Below are 24455 nucleotides of genomic sequence, written 5' to 3'. Positions count from 1 at the left end.
ATATTAACATGTATCAAATGAATGCTTTATTTCCATAACTCCTAACTCCTAATTCCTAACTCCTAACTCTTAACTCTTAACTTTTTATCAGCTGACTTTGAATTTACTTGCAGTTGTTAATAACTCTTGCGCCATCCCTGATAATTCTTCAAAGACATTAGCAATTTCTTGAGATTCGGCAAAAGTTTTATTGGCAATTTCTGCGACATCTTGCATTGATGCAGTTACTGTTACAGATTGCGTCATTTGTTGTTGAGTTGATGCGGTAATTCGCTCGATTAATTGACTAATTTCGGCAGTTGCAGAAACGATCGCATTTAAGTTTTGACGAGTCTCACTTACCAGGTTTGTGCCTTCCACTACCTGCTGAATACCAGTTTCCATCGCTACTGCAACTTCCCCAGTTTCTGTTTGAATCTCCTGGACTAATTTTTCAATTTCGATGGTTGCTGCTGCTGATTGGCGAGATAGAGAACGCACTTCATCAGCTACAACTGCAAAGCCTTTGCCATATTCACCGGCACGGGTGGCTTCAATGGCTGCATTCAAAGCCAGGACGTTTGTCTGTGTGGCAAAATTACCAATCAAATTCACGACTTTGGAGATTTTTTGCGAGGATTCACTCAGACGTTTAATCTTTTTGCTAGTTTGGGCGACGGTTTCACGAATTCCTTGGATGGCTTTGACGGTTAAGTTCATCGCCGTATCCCCAGACTCTACAGTTTGATTGGCTTGTTGTACTGCTACTTGCACCAGTTGGGCGTTCGCCACCACAGCTTGAGTAGAGTCCACCATCTGTTTAATGTCGCCTAAAGCTACGGTAAGTTCTTCAGATTGATGTTGCGCTGAATTGGTCAGTTCCGTCAGTGAAGCATCGCTATTGCTGGAAGTTTGGGCAACTTTTTGGGCTGCTGCCTGTACTTGAATAACTATTTGCCGTAGTGCTTGTAGAGTATTATTGTAGGCGTCTGCGATCGTGCCTAATTCATCTTCTGTAATCGGTGCGCGTACTGTTAAATCCCCGTTGAGGGCTGGTCTAAGCGCTGTTAGAAGTTGAATCGATCTTTGTTGGAGTAATTCCTTAGCTGCTTTTTCCCGTCCTGCTGCTTCTGCTAATTTTGTTGACTGGGCTTGTAGCTGTTGCAAATATTCAGTTTGTTGTAATGCTAACCCGAACTGGCTGCCAATGCGTGCTAACAAAGTAACTTCCGATTGTTCCCAATCACGAGTTCCAGAATTTTGATAAGCTGCTAGCAAGCCCCACAATTGTTCTCCAGCAAATACAGGAACAATCACATAAGCTTTAACTTCAAACTGTTCTAACATCTCAATATGGCAGGGAAAATGACCTACTTTATAGATGTCATTGACAATAAAGTTTTCGCCTTGGGCATATCGACCTCCTTGAGTTTCTTGTAAATGGGTATCTTCCCAAACAGTTTTGATATCAGGCCCTACGAGTTTGACCCAATTATGACCCACTGACTCAGCTACAAATTCGCCACTCCAGTCGGGATTAAAGCGATAAACAGCGACGCGATCGCATCGTAATAATTGACGTACTTCTTGAGTAGCTATTTTAAATATTTCTTCTACTTCTAAAGATTGTCGAATGCGGTTAACTATCTTTGTAACTGATTTTTCTTGTTCGGCAAACTGAGTCAATTGTTGAGATTTGACTCGCAGTTGTTCCATATATTCTGCTTGTGATATTGCTACACCAAATTGTAAGCCAATCTGAACTAAAAAGTTGACTTCCCAAGGTTGCCAATCACGAGAATCGGAATTTTGATAAGCTGCTAATAATCCCCACAATACTTCTCCAGAAAATACAGGAACAATCACATAAGCTCTAACTTCAAATTGCTCTAACATCTCAACATGACAAGGAGAATGACCCACTTCATAGATGTTATGAGCAACAAAGCTTTCACCTTTGGTATATCGTCCCCCTTGATTTTCTTGCATGTAGGTATCTGCCCAAATAGTTTTAATCCCAGGGCCTACCAATTTTGTCCAAGCATTACCCACTGACTCGGCAACAAATTCACCACTCCAGTCGGGATTAAAGCGAAAAACTACAACGCGATCGCATTTTAATAATTGCCGTACTTCTTGAGTAGTTGTTTTGAAAACGCTTTCTATATCTAAGGATTGTCGAATGCGGTTAACTGTCTTAGTTACAGTTTTTTCTTGTTCAACTATCTGAGAAAGTTGCTCGGATTTTCTCTGCACTTGTTCGAGATATTCCCCTTGTGTGATAGCCACGCCAAATTGCAAACCAATCTGACTTAAAAAGCTTTCTTCCCAAGGTTGCCAATCACGAGGGCCAGAATTTTGATAAGCTGCCAACAATCCCCATAATTTTTCTCCAGAAAATATGGGCGCAATGATGTAAGCCATCATTTGGAATTGCTCTAAAATATCAATATGACATTGAGCATGACCCGTTTGATAAATGTCTTTGACGACAAAAGTTTCACCTTTGGCGTAACGTCCTCCTTGGGTTTCTTGCAAGTGGGTATCTTCCCAAACCATTTTAAAATCAGGGCCGACCATTCTTACCCAACCATTACCCACTGATTCCGAGACAAACTCGCCACTCCAGTCGGGTTTAAAGCGATAAACACCTACGCGATCGCATTTTAATAATTGGCGGATTTCTTGAGTAGTTGCTTGGAAAAGTTTATCGACATTTGATATTCGCAGAATCTTATCGATGACCTTAGCTGCTGATTTTTTTGCTTGTGTCTGCTGTTGCAGTTCTTTTTCAAATTCAAAGCTGTGCAATCTGTAGGTTAATTCTCTGGTAATTTGATACAATAAGCTGATTTCTCCCTCTTGCCATTGCCTGGGACAGGAGCAATTATTGACTGCTAATAATCCCCAAACTTTACCTTCTACTAAAATTGGTAAACTCAAACTGGCTTTGATTTGAAATTTTTCTAGCAGCTGCTTTTGATGGGGCGTAAGTTGTATCTGATTGGTATCATCAATAGCTACAGACTCTAAATAGTCTTGATTAGTATATAAACCAAAAATAATCCCAGGAATATTTTCGCCCAGAGTTGGTGTCCAACCTAGTGTTCGAGATTCTGCTAAAACATTACCTGATTCTAGGGAATTAAACTGATAAATTAAGGCGCGATCGCAGCCAATTTTTTCTCGAATTTGTGTTACAGTAATTTTAAGTAGAGTATTAAAATCGTTAGCTTGTCGCATATGAATTGCAATGTCGTGCAACTGTCGCCGCCAACTTTTAAATTCTTGAGCGATCGCATTTAATAAAGCAATTTCATCGCTAGCAATATTTGCCACATTAGCACTACCATTCTGATTTTTTACTTCAGGAATTAAATGCTCACTATCTGGGTTATTTTGATACAAAAACGTCATTTTACCTACCTCAAAAGTTGCTAATAATTGGATAATTGGAAATTAAAATTGATTTGCTATTGTGCTGGCATCAAAATTTCAATTTTGAATTCCCCACATAGGAGCTTGGATAATCGTTATTGCATCCAAATTAAACATCATCTCCTTTGCGTCATTAATAAAGTAACCCTGCAAAAAAGGTGAAATTTTAGGATAAAATAATTCAGCAGTTGGCGGTTTTATTTGCTTAGTATCGAGCCATTCAATATCGAGAAGCTGCCGCACCAATAGCCCCAAATACTTACTTTCATTTTCTAGAACAACCGCCATCATTTTTGAGAGTAAATTTGAGCCTTGGGAAATTGGAGGATAACCTAACATTGCGTCTAAATCTACTAACCAAAGCATCTCACCACGCCAGTTATAGATACCCAAGACGCAACTCGGCATCTGAGGAACCCCACATATTTCTGGCAATGATACTTGCAAAACTTCTGTGATGTGTTCTAATGAAATTACGGCTGTATCCTTTACTCCCAAATTAAAACTTAAAAATTTTTTCTTGGTTTCCAAAGTTAGCAATCCTTTGTCATTGATAATTGTTCTTGAGCCACTATTCCCATGTACAGTTTAAGATTGTATCGGTGGTAAATTAAAAATAGTGACTTTTATTCGATGTTGGCATTTGGAAAAGTTAATTATTAATTAATCGTTTGAGAACTACGAGTAATTCCTCTCGATCAATTGGTTTTGATAAATAGCCTTCAGCACCCAACATATTACCCCAAATTTTATCTACATCACTATTTTTTGTAGAACAAAAAACCACAGGAATTTTGCTGGTATTGGGGTTATTTTTCAGCTCCCGGCAAATTTCAAAGCCACTTTTTCCTGGTAAAATTACATCAAGAAATATTAAATCAGGCTTAGTTTTATCGATTTTGTCTTGAGCCTCTTCACTACTTGTGGCACTAATCACAGAATAACCTGCCTGTTGTAAGTAACGGCTGATTATTTCCATATCAGTTAAGCCATCTTCAACAACTAAAACAGTATTCATGGCAACTACCTATTAAATCTTTCTCACAATGTAAATACAACTGAACTATGAAGCCAAAAAAATTTTGATTTTAGATTGATTACCTGAGAAATTTTATATTTTTGACTCAATCCAAAATCTAAAATCAAAAATTGATCCGGTCAAATTAGATATACAAACCCTAAAGGATTTGTAAACAAAGACATGGAAGGGACTAGAGACTGACACCCTAAGAGGTTGTTTTAAAAGTGGTATGTTGTGATTTTAATAGAATTGTTACCCCCCTTAATCCCCCCTTATAAAGGGGGGAAACAAGAAAAATTCGGTTCCCTCACGCCACATGCTTCTCCTGTCGGAGACGCTGCGCGAACAAGTCGGGCGTTGCCCGCCCAACGCAGTGGCTCCCCTTTATAAGGGGAGAGTTAGGGTGGGGTAAAAAAATATTTAATACATCAATCATGACTTTTCAAACATCCTCTAACCCCTTTGGTGTAACCAATATTTCACAACTCCAATAGAATTGCTATAAATACAAAAAGTTGTATTTATATAATTTTGATTCAAGCTTTATATATAAACCTCAGAAAAAGTACGTAACAAATATAAATTAATACTTTTTTCTGAAATATAAAATAGTTTTATCCATCAATGATTTAGTCATTAAAATTAATAGTGTTGATTGCTCAAATCCTTTGATAAAATTTGTTTCATACTCAGCAATTAGGTCTTTAAACACGCGATAAATCGGGTCTCTACATCAGGGTGTATTGTACTATAAGTCAGTCTTAAACAGGACATAACTTCAATAGCGTAAAAAAAATTAGATGCGGTTTTAAACCGCATCTAATTGTCTTTTAGCAATTCTGGATTCTGACTTTTATTTATCATTCCAGAAAGTTAATTTCCATTGAGTTCCTAAAGTCTATAGGTTGTAAAAAATTTTGTTATGGCTAATTCCTAATTAACATCCTTGTGATAATTAATCATCAAGAACAATTACTAACTTGCTGATTAAAAACCTCTACATTCGATTTAGTTTTATCAATGGATGCACTCGGTGTCGGTAAATATTTTCGTACTATACCCATTACCTTGTCAGGCACTACAGGTTTAGTGAGAAAATCTGTAGAACCAACTACCTTGGCACGAACTCTATCTAAAAGACCATCACTGCCTGTTAATATAATTACTGGTGTATTGGCGAAGGCAGATATTCGTCGCAATTGAGTGCAGATTTCGTAACCACTAGCGACTGGCATAATCAAATCCAAGAAAATCAAGTCTGGTTTATCCTGAATCAGGGTTGGTAGAGCTTGTACTGCATCTTCAATTTTGATAAATCTTAGTCCATTAGAAGTAATAATTTCCTCTAGCATTTTACAAACCTGCGGACTATCATCCACGCAGGCTACTAAGGGGGCAATCGGCTTCTTTGCTTGTGGAGTGACAGGCTTATTGTTGGCATCACTGGCTACTAAAGGTAAGTCGGGTACTTCCACTAATTCAATGATTCCTTTCAGGATATAAGGAAGCAGCGAACGACTTAGAGGTAGTACACTTTGCTTCATTTTCACGGCTAAATCTCGCAGAGTGAATTTGCCATTGATTAAATTTACAAAGTTTTTGTAGACAGATGGACTTACTATCTGCTGAAGTTGTTCTGGTCTTCGCAGAACAGGTGCTAAATCAGGAGAAAAATTTGCTAAACCAGCTTCTGACCAAGTTTTCCACGAGTCTTGCATATGTTTTACAGACATTTCTGCACTCGTGAAATTCATTGGTGTTTCTAAGATAACTTCTTGACTGCGATTGCAAGTGATAGAAGCAAAATGTGCTTGCAGGGCTAGGTCAAATAATAGTTCCGCTATGGTGTTTTCGGCAATAGACTGAATTTGTTCTCTCTGGATTTTCTGTTTTTTATGTAAGATTTCTATTAGGCGATAATCCCAGTAATCTATTGATACGTCTTGGGAGCGCAATTGCAACTTATCAATATCAATCTGGGGACAATTTTGAGCCATATGTCTACGCCAGCGTCGGAAGGGATGAGTTCCCCCTGTTGCCCAAACTATGCGTCCCAGGCGATAGTAAAAAGTCCATTGACTGCCTTTTGAACTTTTAATATTTAATTTGCCATTATATTGCAGTTGAGTACAAGTTTTAAATTCATTCACTAAGTTATTTGAAACCATCACTTCCGGGTGGGTCATATTTTATTCCTTTTATTAAAAAGCTAGCTCTTGAAAAACCCACACTAGCTATATAGTGCTTAGCAGACATGTCAATAAGTGGAAATATATTTATTACATAGCAGCCTAAATTAAAATTATTAAAAACAAGGTAAATGAGGAGTATAGTAACAGTCTTGGTAGTAAATGAGTTATTTAGCAGAGGCTTATGAACGTCATACATTTCTACTAATATTTCATCACTCAACTAGTTTGCTATAATCTGCATCACTCAAATGGATTCAGTATTGATAATTCATTCTAATGATTTTCATACAGAATTATATCCGTACAAGTTCTGAATTGTTGTTAAAAAAAATAGCTGTTTTTATTTCAGATATTTTTCATATTGATTCTGAATCTCAATAAATCTAATCAAAAAGATTTATTAATTTAAATTTATTTAAATTTCTGATAAAGAAGGTACGATCGCTGCTGGTTTATTGCTCATATTTCATAGCTATCCTAACAATTAGAAATACTAGTCCAGCAATTTTTGTCGGATGGGCATTGCTGAGCAGTTAGCTCAAACCGTTATTTTTAGTTTGGAAGCATTGCCCACTCGACATTTATTAACAATGGTGCAAGATGTGACCATACACCAATTTTCAGGGTTGGTTGTGGTTTTTGTAGCTGACAACAGCTGCTCTGAGATTACCTTGGTGTTGAGAAAGAAGCCGATCGCCTTCGTCTTTTTCTAAACCAGTCCAGTGCATTAATAGAGCTAGTTTCACCCATTTACCACTATGTTCTAATAAAAAACCGGCAGCTTCCCGACTTAAACCTGTGAGGTCTTGTAAAATTCGCAAAGCGCGATCGCGTAACTTTTGATTTGTTACCGCCACATCCACCATGCGATTGCCGTAAACTTTGCCCAGTTTGACCATTACCCCAGTGGAAAGGATATTTAAAGCCAACTTTGTGGCTGTACCAGCTTTCAGGCGAGTTGAGCCGGCGATGATTTCTGGCCCTGTCAATAGGCGAATATCAACATCGGCATCACAGCTAACTTGTTCAGTCGGAACACAGGCGATAAAAATAGTAGCGGCTCCCCGCTGCCGAGCCGCATTCAGGGCGCCGTGGACATAGGGCGTTGTCCCACCCGCAGTGATGCCAACTACAACATCTAGCTGTGTAATGTGTCGCCCTGCGATCGCAGTTTCACCATCTTCAATGCTGTCTTCTAAATCCTCAGAACTGCGTACCAGCGCCCCAGCCCCACCAGCAATAATTCCCTGTACCAACTCTGGTGGCGTACAAAAAGTAGGGGGACACTCAGCAGCATCTAATACCCCTAACCTACCACTTGTACCCGCACCAATATAAAACAGGCGTCCTCCCCGGTGCAAACGCTCTGCGGTGCGTTCAATTGCTTCTGCCAATTGAATTTTCGCCGCCGCAACTGCTGCGACTGCCCTTTGGTCTTCGTTATTAAACAGCTCCACCAATTCCAGAGAACTTAGCTGGTCTAAGTTAAGACTGTTAGGATTTACTAGCTCAGTTAAAAGATGCCCGCGTTCCTGTAGGTTTGTCATTTGTCATTTGTCATTTGTTATTTGCCTAATGCCCCATGCCCAATTACAATAATCCTTCCAATTTCCGACGAATTCTCTCTAGTTCAGAATCAGGCAATTCTGGTTCTTCTGGTGGCTGTTGGTTGGGACTGGAGGTGTCCTCAAGAGTATCGTCTTTCTGGGCATCTGGTTGCCAGTCGGTTTCTTCAACGTTAAGTTCTGGGACTTTACTGACTAAAGGGCTGTTTTCTGGGATGATTTCCCAGTCATATCCAACACTTTCGCAAAATTGCTGGATTTCCTCAGCATCGATCGCCTCTGGTGTGGGTGTGGGGAAATCTTGAGCTTCCAGCATCAAGGCAAAGCGCGTGGCGTCGTCTTCTGACTCGAACATCAGAATTGTATTGCTATCGCCCTTCCGAATGGAGTGAATGCCCTCATTTTCCGTTCGAGCATTAAACATTAACACAAAAACACGCATAAATGTAATTATCTATTGTTCTTCAGTTCCAGATCTTCTATTTATATTAAAGTTCTAGGTTATGCCTCAGGAAAAGTCACAACCACAATTTTCACTTTATTCAGATTTTCCTGAAAGTGCCAACATCATTAGCATAAGTATTGGATCGAGCAAATGCCGTAACTTAACCCATGAGGTCTGGGGTTTAGTTAACGTATCCTGGAAATGGCATACTGAATCAATGTGCCTGTTAATGCTTGTGTGTGCCAGCTAAATCCGGCAATTAATACAGTGAAAGGAAATGACTAAATCTCCCAATCAAGAGCATCACTCCCCTTCCCCTATTCGTAAGCGTCTGTGGTTGCTGGTGTTGAGTCGCGGTGGCATTGCTTTGGGGGGAATTTTGCTGATTGGAATTGTCGGTGGTGTTTGGCGGTTGTGGATTTTTGTCCAAAAAGAGTTAACGCCCTTGGCACAACAAAGTCTCACCACTACACTCAACCGTCCAGTCCAACTCGGAAAAGTCACACAATTTTCATTGACAGGAGTGCAGTTTGGTGCTTCAGCTATCCCAGCAACACCCACAGATCCAGATCGAGCCTCAGTTGAAACTGTGGAAGTAACTTTTGACCTCTTGCAGTTAATTTTTAACCGCCACCTCAAGCTAGATGTCACCTTAATCAATCCAGATATTTACATTGAACAGGATGACCAAGGGCGCTGGGTTTCCACTACCATAGCGTCCTCAGGTGAAGCCGGCGTCATTAAAACTGATTTGGACGAACTGCGGTTTCGCAATGCCAAGCTGGCGTTAATGCCGCATGGGAGAGATGAGGGAGCAGGGGGAGATGAGGGAGTAGGGGGAGATGAGGGAGTAGGGGGAGATAAGGAAGCAACATCCCCCTCATCCCCCTCATCCCCCTCATCCCCCTCATCCCCCGTATCATTTTCCCAACTCAGCGGATCTGCCCAACTTTTAGCAAACAATCAGTTGGTCAGGTTTGAAGTCGGGGGTCAAGCAGACAATGGTGGTAGTATTTCCATTCAGGGAGAGACGCGTTCCAAGGTATTAGCAGGGAATTTTGAGTTGCGAGTACAAGATTTCCTGGCTGCGGATATTACTCGCCTAATTCAGTTACCAGTGAATTTACAAGCGGGTCGAGTCAATGGCGATTTGTTGGTTCGGTTGACACCAGAACAGCCGACTTTATTGTTTGGCAGTGCTGCTGTGCAAGGGGTGACGGTTGAATTGCCGAAAGTGCCGCAACTGTTGAGCAATACCCAAGGAAATCTCCGCTTCCAGGGAACCCAATTGCAGTTAGATAATGTTACTAGTAGCTATGGCAAAATTCCCCTGGTGGCTACGGGAATCATTGACACTCAAGCGGGCTTCAAGTTGGCAGCGCGTGTAAATGCGGTGAGTTTGGCCAATGCCCAGGAGACTCTCAAGGTAAAATTACCTGTGCCGATCGCTGGACAAGTACAAGCAGATTTACAAATTACTGGATCGACTAAACAGCCAATTCTCTCAGGCAAAGTTACCACGATCCAAACTGCCCGGATTGATAAACTAGATTTTAATCGTATTACTAGTAAATTTGAGCTTGTTACTAGTTCTTCTTTAATTACTCTCAAAGATATTCAAGGGTTCGCCAAAGTCGGTGGTCAAATTACAGGCGCTGGCACAATTAAAATTGGTAAATCTCCGCGACTGGATTTGAATTTCGCTGCGAAGAATGTTCCAGGGGATGCGATCGCTAAAGTTTACGAAACAACGCCCAATTTCCAAATTGGTAATCTCTCGGCTACAGCCCAACTCTTCGGCGCTGCCACCAATGTCCAAACTGTGGTACAATTTCAAGCCCCTAACGGAACTTATCCGGGAACTGGCGAAGTGGCGATCGCTCCCAATCGCACCCTCTCTTTCCGCAATGTGGCTCTAAATGTTGGTGGTGGTACAGTCCGGGCAACTGGTAGTTACGCCAATGAACGTTGGCAAGCTGTTGCTGTTGCCTCCGGGGTACAGGTGCAACGTTTTGTAGATCCAAATCAACTGCAAAATGTCTCTTTGGCGGGGGCACAATTCAATGGTCGTCTCATCCTCTCAGGCAGCACAGCACCATTTGCAATTGCCACAATTCGCCCTGAAGGTGCAGCAGTGAAAATTGGCGGCGGTACAGTTGCAGTTTCTAATATCCAACTCCAAGACCAAAATTTCTCTGCTCGACTTGTAGCTAATAATGTCCGCCTGGGACAAATATTGAAACAGTCTCCCCCGGCTTTAAATAATCCTTTAGCGGGTACGTTCCAAATCGCAGGTAACAGAGATAATTTGAGCCTGAAAACTCTTCGTGGCACTGGTGAAGGTCGTCTTGCAATTGGCGGCGGTACGGTTACAGCGAAAAATATTCAACTTGCTGAGGGTTTCTATCAGGCACAAGTCCAGGCGAAGAATGTACCTGTGCAGCAATTGGCAGCAGTTCCAAAGCAGTTCCAAGGTGCCTTAACTGGTGAAGTGAATGTGGCGGGTTCTGTCGATTCTTTCCAACTCCAAGCCATCCAAGCCAGCGGTCAAGGACGGATAAATGTTGGGCGTGGAACAATTACAGCCTCTAATCTCCAACTTGTTAATGGTGCATATCAGGCGCAAATCCAAGCAAAGAATGTACCTGTGCGGCAGTTGGCAGCAGTGCCACCACAGTTTCAAGGTGCGTTAACTGGTCAGTTCAACGTCGCGGGATTAGTTAATTCTTTTGATCCACGAACTATCCAAGCCAACGGTCAGGCACTGATAAATGTTGGCGGTGGAGCGATCGCAGCTTCTAATATTCAAGTGGGTAATGGTGTATACCAAGCACAAATTCAAGCAAATAACGTACCGTTGCAGCAGTTGGCAGCAGTACCACCGCAGTTTCGGGGAACGTTAACAGGTCAAGTCAACGTGGCGGGTTCTGTTGAGTCCTTCCAACCGCAAACTATTCAAGCCGTTGGTCAGGGACAAATCAATGTTGCCGGTGGAACGATCGCAGCCTCTAATATTCAAGTAGCCAATGGTCGCTATCAAGGGATTGTTGACGCTTCCGGTGTAGAATTAAATCGGTTAAATCAGCTATTGCGGGGTCAATTTGCTGGGAAGTTGCAATTAGCCGGCACACTCGGTTCGTCTCAATTAGCCGATGTGCGTGCTGCTGGACAGGTGCAGTTATCCCAAGGTATCCCTGGCTTTGAACAACCTTTAACAGCTGCGATCGCTTGGAATGGTGAAAGGCTGACCATTGACCAAGCAACTGCTCCCGGTTTAAAAGTTACTGGTAACATATTAGCCAATGCCAGACAACCAGGCATACCGGAAATTACTGCCTTAAATCTCAACGTCCAAGCTGAGAATTACGACTTAAAACAGTTACCCATCAATCTTCCTAATCAGGTTGCGGTGGCGGGGAGAGTCGATTTTAATGGACAAGTCACTGGTAAGCTACCCTTACCAAATGTAGTCGGGCAAATTAATTTACGAGACTTTGTTGTTCAAGATATCGCTTTTGAACCGCTGTTAACCGGAAATATCAACTCAGCACAGGGACGTGGGTTGAATTTGAACTTGGCAGGAAATAGCGATCGCCTGGCCTTCAATTTAGATGCCAATAATCGCCCGCAATCCTTTTTAGTCCAATGGCAGCAAGCCTTGGCATCAGGTAATGTTAAAGGAAATGATTGGACACTCAAAGTTGCAAATTTCCCCTTACAAATATTGAATTTGACCCCGCCAGCAATTACTCGCTTGGGTACTGGAAAAATAGCTGGGTTGTTAACAGGAGATTTGGTCTTTAATCAACAGACATTTGCAACAAACGGAAATTTAGCGATCGCCAACCCGGAAATTGGACGTGTAAAGGGCGATCGAATAGCTGCTCAATTCCGTTACGGTAATGGTAAAGCGACACTCACCAGTAGCGAATTTGTCAAAGGTAATAGTATTTATGCTGCTGTTGGGACTTTTGCTCAAACCGCTCAAGGGCCTCAATTACAAGCTAAACTCAATGTCAAGCAGGGCAAAATTGAAGATGTTCTCGCTCTAGCACAAGTTGATTTACAAGATTTGCAAGGTGGTTCAGCCCCAACCTACGGCACAGCAGCGGATCTCACCACCAACTCCCAAGGCTGGCTAAATCAACCGTTATTGACCCAACTCCAGCGGTTTTCTGAAATTGAAGCCTTGGTAGCAGAAGAAGAACAACAGCGACTTGATTCCACTCCCATACCGGATTTAGCTGATTTAAAAGGCACTTTCAACGGACAAGTGGCTCTAGATACAGCTAATGGATTGGCAGTGCAATTTAATTTGAATGGAGAAAACTTTGCTTGGGGTAAAAAGGAAGAACGCAGTCGTTATTATACTGCTGAAAAATTGATTGCCGAAGGCAACTTTGAAAACGGTGTTTTGAGTTTGCGACCTTTACGAATCGAATCTCAGAACAGGTTGATTGCCTTCACAGGTAACATTGGCGGTAATGAACAATCTGGTCAGTTGCGGGTGAATAATTTTCCGATACAAGTATTGAATAATTTTGTCAAACTACCAGTTGGCATTACAGGTAATGTTGACGCTACAGCAGCTTTAGCAGGCAGCATTGGTAATCCCCAAGCGAGAGGGGAATTGCAAATCACAGAAGGAACACTAAATCAGAACCCAATACAGTCAGCAACGGCAAGCTTCAGCTATGCCAACGGACGCTTAAACTTTGGTAGTACTGTAGCAGTTGCCGGTCCTCAACCTGTGGATATTACTGGCAGCATACCTTATAAATTGCCTTTTGCAACAGTTGCACCAGACAGCGAGCAAATCAGTTTGGATATGAAGTTAGAAAACGAGGGCTTGGGACTGTTAAACGCATTGACTAATCAAGTGGTATTTGAGAAAGGCGAAGGACAAGTAGACCTGAAGGTGCGTGGAACATTGAAACAACCAGAGGTAGATGGAATTGCCACTGTTAACAATGCTACTTTTTCAGCCCAAGCTTTACCGGGTAAACTTAGACGTGTTACAGGCAAAGTGTTGTTTAACTTTGACCGCATCTTAGTAGAAAATCTTCAGGGTAGATTTAGCCGAGGGAAAGTAGAAGCTGCTGGAGAAATTCCCATCTTTAACAATGAGAAAGTGACCATCAACAATCCTTTGACCATTAATCTCGAACAGCTAGCATTGAATCTCAAAGGACTTTACCAAGGAGGCGCTAGCGGTAATTTGCAGATTACTGGTTCTGCCCTCAACCCACTAATTGGCGGTAGGATAGACTTGTTTGACGGTCAGGTATTGCTGGCAGAATCTACCGACACCGCTACATCTGCAAATGATGATGGTCTTGGCTTATCATCTACAAAAGCCAATAAGCAGAATCAATCGGAAATTGGCAATGGCATGGGAAATGCCTTGGCTCAAGCCTCGCCGTTAGGCATCGCCAGATTTAATAATCTAGATTTAGAACTAGGTAAAAACGTCCAAATTACCCGTCCACCTATTCTCAGCTTCCGTGCAACTGGTAGTCTCATAGTCAACGGCTCAATTAATCAGCCAATACCAGATGGTACTATCCGATTAGAAAAAGGTGGCGTAAATTTATTTACTACCCAATTTAACCTTGCTCGTGGCTACAAACACACTGCAACTTTTAGTCCCTCCCAACCCCGCGACCCTAACCTGGATATTCGGTTATTTGCTAAGGTACTAGACGTAACTCAAAGTAATGATTTCACCCGAATAAATACCACAGGTTTATCAGCCTTAGAGAGTGTTCGAGTCGAAGCTACTATTAACGGTCTCGCCAGCAAACTAAATGAAAATTTAGAACTAACAAGCAGTCCGTCACGTAGTCAAACCGAAATTGTTGCTCTTTTAGGAGGTGGATTTGTAGACACCCAAGGACGTGGTGACAGTACTTTGGGTCTGATTAACATCGCAGGTTCAGCTGTGTTCAACAATTTTCAGTCAGCTTTTAACCAGATTGGTAGTACCTTTGGCTTAAGTGAACTGCGGATATTTCCTACCATTATTTCTGAGAATCCCGAAGCAGGAAGAAGTAGTTCAACTTTGGAATTAGCAGCAGAAGCCGGAGTTGATATTACTTCTAAAATATCCATTTCTAGCATCAAAATTTTAACAACAAATGACCCCTTTCAATGGGGTGTTAATTACCGCATCAACGATGAATTTCGTGTACGCGCTTCTACTAATTTAACTGATGATAGTCGTGCTGTAGTGGAGTATCAAACACGGTTTTAAAGAAAAAAGAATTCAAGGTGCTGTAAAGTGTACAGGCACAGCCCACCATAGGTATAGCGGTTCTCGTTTACGTGAGGTATATCCGTAGGGGCACGGCACTGCCGTGCCCCTACACCTTGTGATATAGTCTCGTACCGCATCTGAATGGTAACCGCTATATCGCTTTACCTTCAATACTTTTCGGTTAAGGGAAGAGACGCAATAAATCGCCGTCTCTACGAAGCATTGATTATTGTAGAGACGCCGATTTATCGCGTCTTTCTTATCCAAAATTTATACCAATTTGAAAAATGATTGCGACATATAGATAGCTAAAAAGCTTATCTACTGACTATTTCACAATGCAAAATCTGTCTTGAAAAGCTGTTATAAGGGAAAACTTCAGCTCAAACTTTTCGCAAAATACAAACTAGTATTATTTACTTCCTGTTCCCTCTTCTCCTTGCTTCTCAATAGCTTGTCGTATCTGTTCAACATCCAATTCTAATGCCTCGGCGATTTGCTCTATACTTAAACCAAAGTTAAGTAGACGGGGTATAGTCTCCAGCTTTGTTTCTTCCTTTACTTCCTGGTAAAATTTAGTTTGTCTCCAGTCGGTTAATCCAAACATTGCTTCTAACTCCTGCTGACTTTTGTTTACAAATTTATAGATCAGCATTCTCTCCACTAATTCTAAGAGATTGCTACGGTTAGCTTCATCCGTTTGTTGTACTTGATTTATCAATTTTTTTGCTTGCTGTACGGCTTTATCTTCTGCTGCAACTACTAATTTAATCACCCCTAGCCCAATCGAAGATGATGGTACATCATCTAACTCATCTAAATAAATTATACGAATTTGCTCTTCAGCTAATGATGTTTGATAAATGAATGGTACACCTGGGTCGAGACTGCGTTGAGCAAAAAGTAATACAGCTTGCCAACGACGTTGAGGTTTATATTGATTTATATACAGGAAAGTTTCTGTGATTATTCGCCAGTAAATATCATCATCGCGCTGAAACTGTACCTCAACAAAATAGATTGTGTCTTCTGGAAACTCAGGTTTGGGTAAGAATAAACCATCGATACGACGTGCTAGTTCTTTGATTTCTACTGAGGTAAATTGGTAGTGCGATGCTAGGGCTTGGGATTGTTCCAAAAGTTCAAATAAGACACCTGGAAGAGTTTGGAATAAGGTGTAAAAAATCGTGTCTGTTTTCATGTACTCGGAATATTTGAATATTTTCAGATTATCGTGACTGATAGGGGATAATTTTTTTACATTTAATTATTAGATTGTGATATTATCACTACCCTGCTGACTGACTGCTAATCGCAAAATTGATAGCCCTAAAATTATCAAAAATAGCACGAGTCCAATTGTGCAAGCATAGCTAATTTCCAAATTATTGAATGCTTGTTCATACAGATAGTAAACAATTGTTTTCGAGCTATTGAGTGGACCTCCTTGAGTCATGATGTAGACTTCTTCAAAGACTTTGGTAGCAGAAATCGCTGAAATTACAGCTACCAAAGCTAGATACGGCTTCATCAAAGGTATGGTAATGTCCCAATGTTTCCTAATACCATCAGAGCCATCAATTGCTGCGGCTTCGTACACATCACCAGGAATTGATTGTAATCCTGCTAAATAAATCACCATGTAGTAGCCTAGCCCTTTCCAAACTGTGACAGCCATGACGCTGGCAAGAGAGATTGGTACAATGCCAAAAATTTTAGCTGGGCTAGTTAGCCAAGGAATACCTTCTGAAATAATGCCCAAAGCTTTAAATAACTGGTTGAGTAATCCATTTTCTGCATACAACCATTTCCAAGCTATCCCCGCAACTACCATTGAAATCACTACTGGTGTGTAGTATGCAGATCTAAACCAATTCATCCCCCGCAGTTTTTGATTTACCAAAATTGCTAGCCCCAAGGGAGCAATTACCAAAATTGGTACTACACCCACAAGATATAAAAAAGTGTTTTCCAGGGTTTTCCAAAAAACTGCATCTTTCCAAAGCTTGAAAAAGTTGGCAAAACCTATCCATTGCGGCGGTTGGGCGATATCTTCGTAGCTAGTAAAGCTGAGGTAAAACGCTTGCAGTGCAGGCCAAAAGACAGTTAACCACAAAAGAACCAAGGCGGGCAGTAAAAATAAATAAGGAGTCAGTCGCTGTTTGATAAATATCCAATTCTTAGGTGTAAATTGATTCATATCAGGTCTAATAGTTGTTTTCGCTTTGTCAGAATCTTTAAGAAAAAGAATTTGGGGATGTGAGTAGATTTAAGCTTCAATATTTTAAGGGCATATATTTGCTTGTCAATCAATAATTCTGAAATAAACTGCAATGGAAACTCAACACAATCAGCCAATTGAACATCAAAATGTCCCCACAAATCATCGTGGACTGCATGACTTTTTGTATAGTTCCGATGATGAACACGCCACTACTCAGGTGAGTATAACTCCTGAATTGATAAACAATAGCACTGAAATTACGTCCGTTGAAGCTTGGTGTGCAGCTGCTGAGAACGCGAAAATTGCTGGTGTTTACGCAGTATTAGACGCAGAACGCCGCACGCAGTACATTGGCTATTCTCGAAATGTGTTGCTTTCCCTAAACGGTCATATCACCCAAAATGGTGAACAAAAGTGTGCTTTTGTACGCGTGCAAGCATTTAAATTTCCGAAACGTCAAGAAATGGAAGATTTACGAGATGCATGGATAGCAGAACTCGAAAGCACACCACCTGGTAATGCAACTGATCGCGGAATGTGGGCTAGTACAGTCGGCGAAGCTGCTAAAGCGGTAATGTCAGAGGTTGAACGCCAAGCCTATGAAGAGAAAAAGCTAAAACTGCGGAAAGCAATGGCTGACACAACCCTCTCTAAAGACTCACAGACAACAGATGCTAGTGAAACCGAACGCCGGCGTCAACTCGAAGCAGCTGTCACAAACGATGACTGGAGTGTAATTATCGACGCACAGACTCAGGAAACCAAGTCTTAGGGTAAACTGTTCAATCCTCTGGATTTCCCCACTTCCATACCCCATTCCTTGATAGGGTCAACTATCTAAGCATTTTAGATGAATGTTTGTGCTGGGCTAGCATAGACATTCTGCGGCTTTAGGGATCTATCTTAGGGTAGTTTATTCAAAGTAATCAATTTTATTTATCGTTTTGAAAAAAAACAATATTTGCTCCTATCGTTTAAGCAGCGTACATTGAAGTCATCAGGATAAACACAGACAGAAATGACGCCAAGAGGTGCAACATGAATACATCAAAAACACTATCGTCCAACAAAGTTGATGCAAAAGTAGCTCAAAAGCCCCAAATTGTCGAGATGCAGTCAGCATCACAAAACACTTCCAGTGAAGAACTGACTTTCGGACAACGCCTTGCCGATAAATTTGCAACGCAAGTGGGTTCTTGGGGATTTCTTATTGGGCAAAGCACCATTTTGGCGGGATGGGTTGGTATCAACTTAATGCCTGGGGTTCCCCACTGGGATGATTCACCATTCATGATGCTGAACTTAGTATTTTCGTTTGCCTCAGCTTACACAGCGCCCATCGTTTTAATGAGTCAAAATCGCCAGTCTGATACCGATCGCAAAAACGCTGAAATTGACCACAAAGTGAACTTGAGAGCCGGACAAAATATTGAACTGCTCCATGAAAAATTGGATGATATACATACTCAACAACTCAACGAACTAACTCAAATAATCAAAGAGCAACAGCGAGTTATCAGCGAACTTAAAGTAACTTTAGTGCCTACTTCTAAACAAACAAAAAAACTTAAATTAGGTGTATTACCAGGACTCCACACCCAAAGTAATGCCAAATTTGCTAAAGAAACATCCACTAATAAAACCTTCGTTACTGAACAACAACTTGGGGAAAATAACAAAGTTGTTGAAAAGATGATTCGTCAATAATAATGAATCACGAATACTTTTTTGACCAACCCAATACCAAGAGAGTCTAAATGCTACTTTACTCTATACATTTGAAGGTTAAAACCTAGACTCTCTCACTCTTAATCAGAAAAGTTATTTCAGGATTTGCAACAAAAAGAATATTTGCTTTCACTAAGCAGGTTCCTACCAAGTTGTACTTAATCCAAAGCGGGCAGACCCTACAAATTGAATTGGAGATGCTATGCCTCCACGCTTGATTAAGTAGCAGTTTTCTAAACATTTGCAGATATCAACTAACGCTAGCCTAGACAAGCCAGCACGAAGATTGAGGAGAGATAGAAATGAACGAATTCGTCACCGCATTTTCGACCGGAATCGCAGCTTTTACAGCTACAAACCTCGATGATTTAGTCATCTTGACGCTGTTATTCTCTCAGGTAAATGCAACTTTCCGTCATCGACACATCGTGATTGGTCAGTATCTAGGTTTTTGTACTCTGGTGATTGCCAGTTTGGTTGGTTTTCTGGGGGGTTTGGTTTTGCCACCCCATTTGATTGGTCTTTTAGGTTTAGTACCCATCACCGTCGGATTAAATCGTCTGTTGAACAAAGAAAGCGATTCTCAGACGCAGCCGGAGTTGTCTACTTCTTCTTCCTTGATTAGTTTTCTATCTCCCCAAGCTTATAGTGTGGCGGCTATTACCATCGCCAACGGCAGTGATAATGTGAGTATCTATATGCCCTTGTTTGCGAATAGTACCCTTTCTAGTTTGCTGGTAATCATTGCAGTCTTCTTGTTACTAGTCGGCGTTTGGTGCTACGTGACGTACAAGCTGACGTGCCAGCCTGCAATATCTAATCTGCTAACTCGCTATGGCAACGGTTTTGTTCCCTTCGTTTTGATTGGTTTAGGTGTGTTTATTATCCTAGACGGCGCTTCACTAACTCCAATTGCCTTGACGGCTAGCTGCTTGTGTTTAGCGGGACTTGTCAAACTGTATACCATGAATGGGCAGGTAGCAACATCGTCAAGCGTTGAAATTCGTGGGTAATTTGACTAAATATTTGCGAGACTGTTTGCCAACAAAGCTACAAAAATCTATTAAAATAAACAGTCTCATCTAGTAAAATTTTCAATATTGAAAATATTTTCTAATCTTCAAAAGGAGAATGATCGTGAAACTTTTCAAAACTGCTCTAGTTGCTTTAGTACTTTTAGTTAATTTGATAATTGCCCAACCTTCTTGGGCTGACAGACCCAACCTAACTACTAGTCCTGACTATATCGAGGTAACTCAAGGGATTAATAATCTCTTACAGCTTCAAAAGACGCCCGATCAATCTGAATATACACCAGAGGAAATTCAGCAAGAATTGGGTGAGTTCAAGCTGCAAAAGTACATTTTAGAGACAGCACAAAACTGGGCACAATGCCGCAATGAAACTGGAAAAACTCTAGCAATCTACGCTCATAAACCTAAAAAAGCTTCCCAAGGAAATACCCTCTACTTTTTGGGAAATGGTCAAATTACAGAAAATGAGTGGGATTGTGATGGTGTTTACCTACCGATTGGCAGCAAGGTAAGTAGTATTGCAGATGCCCAAGAATTGACGGAACCTCTAGCTATTAAGTTTGTGGATGGAACTCAGTTAGTAGCTAAGACTAATCCAGAAACGGGTACTGTTGAATTTAACGTTAATCCTGCCAAGGTGTTCAAAGCAGGTGAGCCAAACTGGTCGATTCCCAATTTGTCCCAAGCCGATATTGATGCCGCAATCCCCAATGCGCCCATTGAGGATTAAGAATCAAAACAGAATTCAGGAGTCAGGAGTCAGAATTCAGCAATGTTTTTTGTACGACTGGTTGATACAGCAGATTGCAAGTTGGTGAGGTACAGATAATCGTAGGGGCACAACATGTTGTGCCCCTACCCGTGTACTCCTGAATTCTGAATTCTGAATTCTTCTTCAAATAGCAGAAATAGCACAAACTTGTAATCCGACAGGTGTGTGAATAATCACTGATTCTACACTGAAAACTTGGGCGATCGCATTTGGTGTCATAACTTCTTCAGGCGTACCAATTTCCCAAATATGACCTTGCTTTAATAATGCAATGCGAGAGCTATACCGCGCTGCTAAATTTAGTTCGTGTAAAACTGTGACAATAGTTAATTCTTGCTGCTGATTCAGTTCTTTTAGGAGTTCCAAGAGTTGCAATTGATAGTTGATATCTAAAAAAGTTGTCGGTTCATCTAATAATAAAACTTTTGGTTCTTGCGCTAGTGCTAAAGCTAAAAAAGCCCGTTGTCTTTCACCGCCTGAGAGTTGTTCGACTAAGCGATCGCTTAATTTTTCTAGTTGCGTCTTTTGAATTGCCTCTTCGACTTTTAGCCAATCTTCAGCATTTAATTCCCATTTCCACCAAGGTTGATGTGGCGTGCGTCCTAAACTTACTAATTGTCGCACTGTTAAGCCAACGGGAACTATTTGTTGCTGCGGTAAAAATGCTAGTTTCTGTGCAACTAGATTTGGGGGTTGAGAATGAATTGCTTTGCCATCAAGTAGCACTGTTCCTTGCTGTGGAAAAAGAATACGACTCAGCAATTTCAGTAAGGTAGACTTACCTGAGCCATTAGCACCAACTAAACTCAACCATTCTCCTGTTTGCAGGGTAAGGTTAATGTCTTGGACGATTGGTACTGTGGTGTAACCGCCTGTGAGATTTTGCAGTTCGAGTGGCATTTGCTGAAATTCAAAAATTAAAGGTCTAGTAAACCCATTTTTACAGAGGCGATCGCCCCAGGTAGCCCAATACGGTTCAGTTAAGGCTGGTACTCTTTGTCAAAGTCATTTTTTTTACGAACCGCAGAGGCGCAGAGAACGCAAAGAGAGAACAAAGAGAACGAAAAAATTGCTTAACTGAACTGTATTGCCAGATAGCCAGTCGGTAAAAACGAACGTCTAAAGCCTCGTTAAAAAGGGGGTTGGGGGATCTAAGTGAATGGTTATCACCGCTTATGCTTTGATGGAAACGTCCTGAGCTATGGGAAAAAGTTGAAGTCTCGTGGTTGACTCAGGCTATGACGGTGATAAGTTTGGATTAGCGGTGGGAGGATGTCAATTTATCAGGATGAAAGATCAACTTACTAAAAACCAGACTACTGAGCCAGAATTGTTTCCCAACAACCCTATTCTTTTGGTACAAGACTTAGGGCGAATCGTTGAGCAACGCTGGATTTGGAGTCACCTCAGTTTTCAATTATTTCCAGGGGAGCGAGTAGCGGTGATCGGTGCTTCTGGCTCTGGTAAAAGTCTGCTCCTACGAGCATTAGCAGGACTCGATCCTGTACAAGCAGGACAAATTATTTTTCAGGGACAGCTGATAAATTCCCACTTTATGCCTACCTATCGTTCGCAAATTATTTATTTGCAACAACGGCCAGCCCTATGGGAAGGAACTGTAGAAGAAAATCTCCGGCGAGTTTATCGGTTAGCTATTCACCGCCATCTAATTTACAACCGCGAGTTGATTTTAGACTATCTACATCTTTTGCATAAAACGCCTGACTTTTTGCAGCGTCCGGTTAGCGCTCTTTCAGGTGGAGAAGGGCAGATAGTCGCTTTTCTGAGAGCTTTGCAACTTTCACCTTCAATACTGCTACTAGATGAACCTACCGCCTCACTAGATCCTGGAACTGCCCAAAGTTTAGAGGCTTTAGTTGCAGCTTGGCAACGTGAACACCCACAAAGAGCATATCTCTGGACAAGTCATGATCCAACTCAGTTGGAACGTATTACCAACCGTCAAATTACCCTGAAGGAAAAGGACTGATGGAAACCAGCTATATCCAGATCAGTTATGCACAGTTGTCTTTAGCAACTTTGTTTATTGCGATCAATGTGGGGCTTTCTTTTGGTTTGCGGTTGGGGCTAGAGCAAAGTCTGGCGATCGCTTCCCTACGGATGGTTATACAGTTATTGATGGTGGGATACATATTGCAGTGGGTATTTACTCTCAGCAACCCTGTATTAATCATACTTTTGGCTTTGGGAATGACTGTTATCGCTGGTATATCCAGTGTTAACCGCACACGTAGACGATTTGCTGGTATTTATTGGAATAATTTTATTTCGCTTTTGAGTGGTTCCTTTTTAGTCACCGGGATAGTAGTTAGCGGTATTTTGCGTGTACAACCCTGGTACGAGCCTCAGTATCTCATTCCCTTTTTGGGTATGGTTTTGGGTAATGCCCTCACGGGTACGTCTTTAAGTTTAGATCGGTTTATGGAAGACTTAACTAGTCGTCGGGGGGAAATAGAAGCCCTACTGAGTCTTGGTGCAACCCGTTGGGAAGCCGCCCATCAAAGTATTAAAGAAGCCCTGAGAACAGGAATGATCCCGACTATTAATTCAATGATGGTGATGGGACTCGTTAGTTTACCGGGAATGATGACTGGTCAAATCCTGGCTGGGGCAAATCCTAGTGATGCCATACGCTACCAGATTGTGATTATTTTTGCCCAGGCATCTGGGACAGCGATCGCCATCATCGGTGTTATTATCCTAGCTTTCTTTGCTCTGTTTAATCAAAATCATCAGTTGACAGATTTGTTAATTCAGAAATCACCAAACAAGGCAAAAGTAAAAAGTTAAAACAGAATTCAGAATTCAGAATAACCCTTGGTTGAAGCTGATATCATTTCCTCTTTCTCGATCTAGTAAAATAACTTAGCAGCTCAGCAAGGAAAAGGTTCAGTATCATGCCTCAAGCTAGTATTGGAATTATTGGTGGGAGCGGTCTGTATAAAATGGATGCGCTCAAAGATATCGAAGAGGTGCAAGTTCAGACTCCCTTTGGTTCGCCATCTGATGCTTTGATTCTCGGTACTTTGGAAGGAACACGAGTAGCTTTTTTGGCACGTCATGGTCGTAATCACGCGCTTTTACCTTCTGAGTTACCATTTCGCGCTAATATCTATGCGATGAAGCAATTGGGTGTGGAGTATTTAATTTCCGCTAGTGCTGTGGGTTCCTTGAAAGCAGAGGCGAAACCATTAGATATGGTGGTGCCAGATCAATTTATTGACAGAACAAAAAATCGCATTTCAACGTTTTTCGGTGAAGGAATTGTGGCTCACATTACCTTTGGCGATCCGATTTGTCAGAATTTGGCTGCTGTGTTGACAGATGCGATCGCTTCTCTCAATTTACCAGAAGTCACTCTCCATCGCAGCGGTACTTATGTGTGCATGGAAGGGCCAGCCTTTTCCACAAAAGCAGAATCAAATCTTTATCGCAGTTGGGGTGCAACAGTCATTGGGATGACGAATTTACCAGAGGCGAAGTTGGCTAGGGAAGCGGAAATCGCCTATGCAACTTTAGCGCTGGTGACAGATTACGATTGTTGGCATCCAGACCATGACAGTGTGACGGTGGAGATGGTAATTGGCAATTTGCTGCGGAATGCGGTAAACGCTCAAAAGGTGATTCAAGAAACTGTGCGGCGCTTAAGTGAAAATCCACCACCGAGTGAGGCACATTCGGCTTTGAAATATGCGATTTTGACTCAATTGGATAAAGCACCAGCGGCGACGAAAGAAAAGTTAGGGTTATTGTTGCAGAAGTATTTCTAGTCTTGGATAT

17 protein-coding genes are annotated in these 24455 nt (G+C 41.5%); 8 read left to right on the top strand and 9 right to left on the bottom strand.

Annotated features, from left to right (window positions below):
- Positions 1–87 precede the first annotated feature (87 nt).
- From IQ276_RS04840 to IQ276_RS04815, 6 genes are all read right to left on the bottom strand, one after another.
- On the bottom strand, positions 88–3396 hold the full coding sequence (locus IQ276_RS04840; protein ID WP_193919002.1) for a GAF domain-containing protein: 3309 nt from the start codon (positions 3394–3396) through the stop codon (positions 88–90).
- A 78-nt stretch (positions 3397–3474) separates the two neighbouring features.
- Positions 3475–3948, bottom strand: coding sequence for a chemotaxis protein CheW (locus IQ276_RS04835; protein WP_190876278.1), 474 nt, complete (start codon positions 3946–3948; stop codon positions 3475–3477).
- 121 nt (positions 3949–4069) lie between these two features.
- Positions 4070–4435: a response regulator transcription factor gene (locus tag IQ276_RS04830; RefSeq protein ID WP_190876205.1), complete on the bottom strand. Its 366-nt coding sequence runs from the start codon at positions 4433–4435 to the stop codon at positions 4070–4072.
- A 965-nt stretch (positions 4436–5400) separates the two neighbouring features.
- Positions 5401–6624: a response regulator gene (locus IQ276_RS04825; RefSeq protein ID WP_190876204.1), complete on the bottom strand. Its 1224-nt coding sequence runs from the start codon at positions 6622–6624 to the stop codon at positions 5401–5403.
- Between the two features lie 626 nt (positions 6625–7250).
- Positions 7251–8177, bottom strand: coding sequence for an N-acetylmuramic acid 6-phosphate etherase (gene murQ, locus IQ276_RS04820; protein ID WP_193919005.1), 927 nt, complete (start codon positions 8175–8177; stop codon positions 7251–7253).
- A gap of 43 nt (positions 8178–8220) precedes the next feature.
- Positions 8221–8637: a DUF3110 domain-containing protein gene (locus tag IQ276_RS04815; RefSeq protein ID WP_228043203.1), complete on the bottom strand. Its 417-nt coding sequence runs from the start codon at positions 8635–8637 to the stop codon at positions 8221–8223.
- Positions 8638–8917: 280 nt separating this feature from the next.
- Between IQ276_RS04815 and IQ276_RS04810 the strand changes: the two genes are divergently transcribed.
- Positions 8918–14893 (top strand): translocation/assembly module TamB domain-containing protein, encoded by a 5976-nt coding sequence (locus IQ276_RS04810; protein ID WP_235115441.1) that lies wholly within the window; start codon positions 8918–8920, stop codon positions 14891–14893.
- A 415-nt stretch (positions 14894–15308) separates the two neighbouring features.
- On the opposite strand, the gene IQ276_RS04805 is transcribed toward IQ276_RS04810, so the two are convergent.
- Together IQ276_RS04805 and IQ276_RS04800 are read right to left on the bottom strand one after the other, a co-directional pair.
- Positions 15309–16097: an Rpn family recombination-promoting nuclease/putative transposase gene (locus tag IQ276_RS04805; RefSeq protein ID WP_193915474.1), complete on the bottom strand. Its 789-nt coding sequence runs from the start codon at positions 16095–16097 to the stop codon at positions 15309–15311.
- Positions 16098–16166: 69 nt separating this feature from the next.
- Positions 16167–17096 (bottom strand): carbohydrate ABC transporter permease, encoded by a 930-nt coding sequence (locus tag IQ276_RS04800; protein ID WP_193915476.1) that lies wholly within the window; start codon positions 17094–17096, stop codon positions 16167–16169.
- Between the two features lie 133 nt (positions 17097–17229).
- On the opposite strand from IQ276_RS04800, the gene IQ276_RS04795 reads away from it, so the two are divergent.
- From IQ276_RS04795 to IQ276_RS04780, 4 genes are all read left to right on the top strand, one after another.
- The gene (locus IQ276_RS04795) at positions 17230–17892 is read left to right on the top strand and encodes a GIY-YIG nuclease family protein (protein ID WP_193915478.1); all 663 of its coding nucleotides are present in this window, start codon (positions 17230–17232) and stop codon (positions 17890–17892) included.
- A 266-nt stretch (positions 17893–18158) separates the two neighbouring features.
- Positions 18159–18827, top strand: a complete 669-nt coding sequence (locus IQ276_RS04790; protein ID WP_193915480.1) for a DUF1003 domain-containing protein — start codon at positions 18159–18161, stop codon at positions 18825–18827.
- A gap of 323 nt (positions 18828–19150) precedes the next feature.
- Positions 19151–19861: a cadmium resistance transporter gene (locus tag IQ276_RS04785; protein WP_193915482.1), complete on the top strand. Its 711-nt coding sequence runs from the start codon at positions 19151–19153 to the stop codon at positions 19859–19861.
- Positions 19862–19985: 124 nt separating this feature from the next.
- Entirely contained in the window at positions 19986–20612 is a 627-nt protein-coding gene (locus tag IQ276_RS04780) for a hypothetical protein (RefSeq protein WP_193915484.1), read from the top strand.
- Between the two features lie 165 nt (positions 20613–20777).
- Here IQ276_RS04780 and IQ276_RS04775 read toward each other — a convergent pair whose 3' ends face one another.
- On the bottom strand, positions 20778–21554 hold the full coding sequence (locus IQ276_RS04775; protein ID WP_193915486.1) for an ABC transporter ATP-binding protein: 777 nt from the start codon (positions 21552–21554) through the stop codon (positions 20778–20780).
- 388 nt (positions 21555–21942) lie between these two features.
- On the opposite strand from IQ276_RS04775, the gene IQ276_RS04770 reads away from it, so the two are divergent.
- From IQ276_RS04770 to IQ276_RS04760, 3 genes are all read left to right on the top strand, one after another.
- A complete protein-coding gene (locus tag IQ276_RS04770; protein ID WP_193915496.1) occupies positions 21943–22644 on the top strand; it encodes an ABC transporter ATP-binding protein in 702 nt (233 codons plus the stop codon).
- On the top strand, positions 22644–23465 hold the full coding sequence (locus tag IQ276_RS04765) for an ABC transporter permease (protein ID WP_193915488.1): 822 nt from the start codon (positions 22644–22646) through the stop codon (positions 23463–23465). Before IQ276_RS04770 ends, IQ276_RS04765 begins: the two co-directional genes overlap by 1 nt.
- Positions 23466–23572: 107 nt before the next feature.
- The gene (locus tag IQ276_RS04760) at positions 23573–24445 is read left to right on the top strand and encodes an S-methyl-5'-thioadenosine phosphorylase (protein WP_193915490.1); all 873 of its coding nucleotides are present in this window, start codon (positions 23573–23575) and stop codon (positions 24443–24445) included.
- The last annotated feature ends 10 nt before the right edge of the window (positions 24446–24455 follow it).

Source organism: Desmonostoc muscorum LEGE 12446, assembly GCF_015207005.2.
Taxonomy (GTDB): Bacteria; Cyanobacteriota; Cyanobacteriia; order Cyanobacteriales; family Nostocaceae; genus Nostoc; species Nostoc muscorum.
Note: the sequence above shows the minus strand (reverse complement) of the source record. Positions and strands in the feature narration are given on the sequence as shown.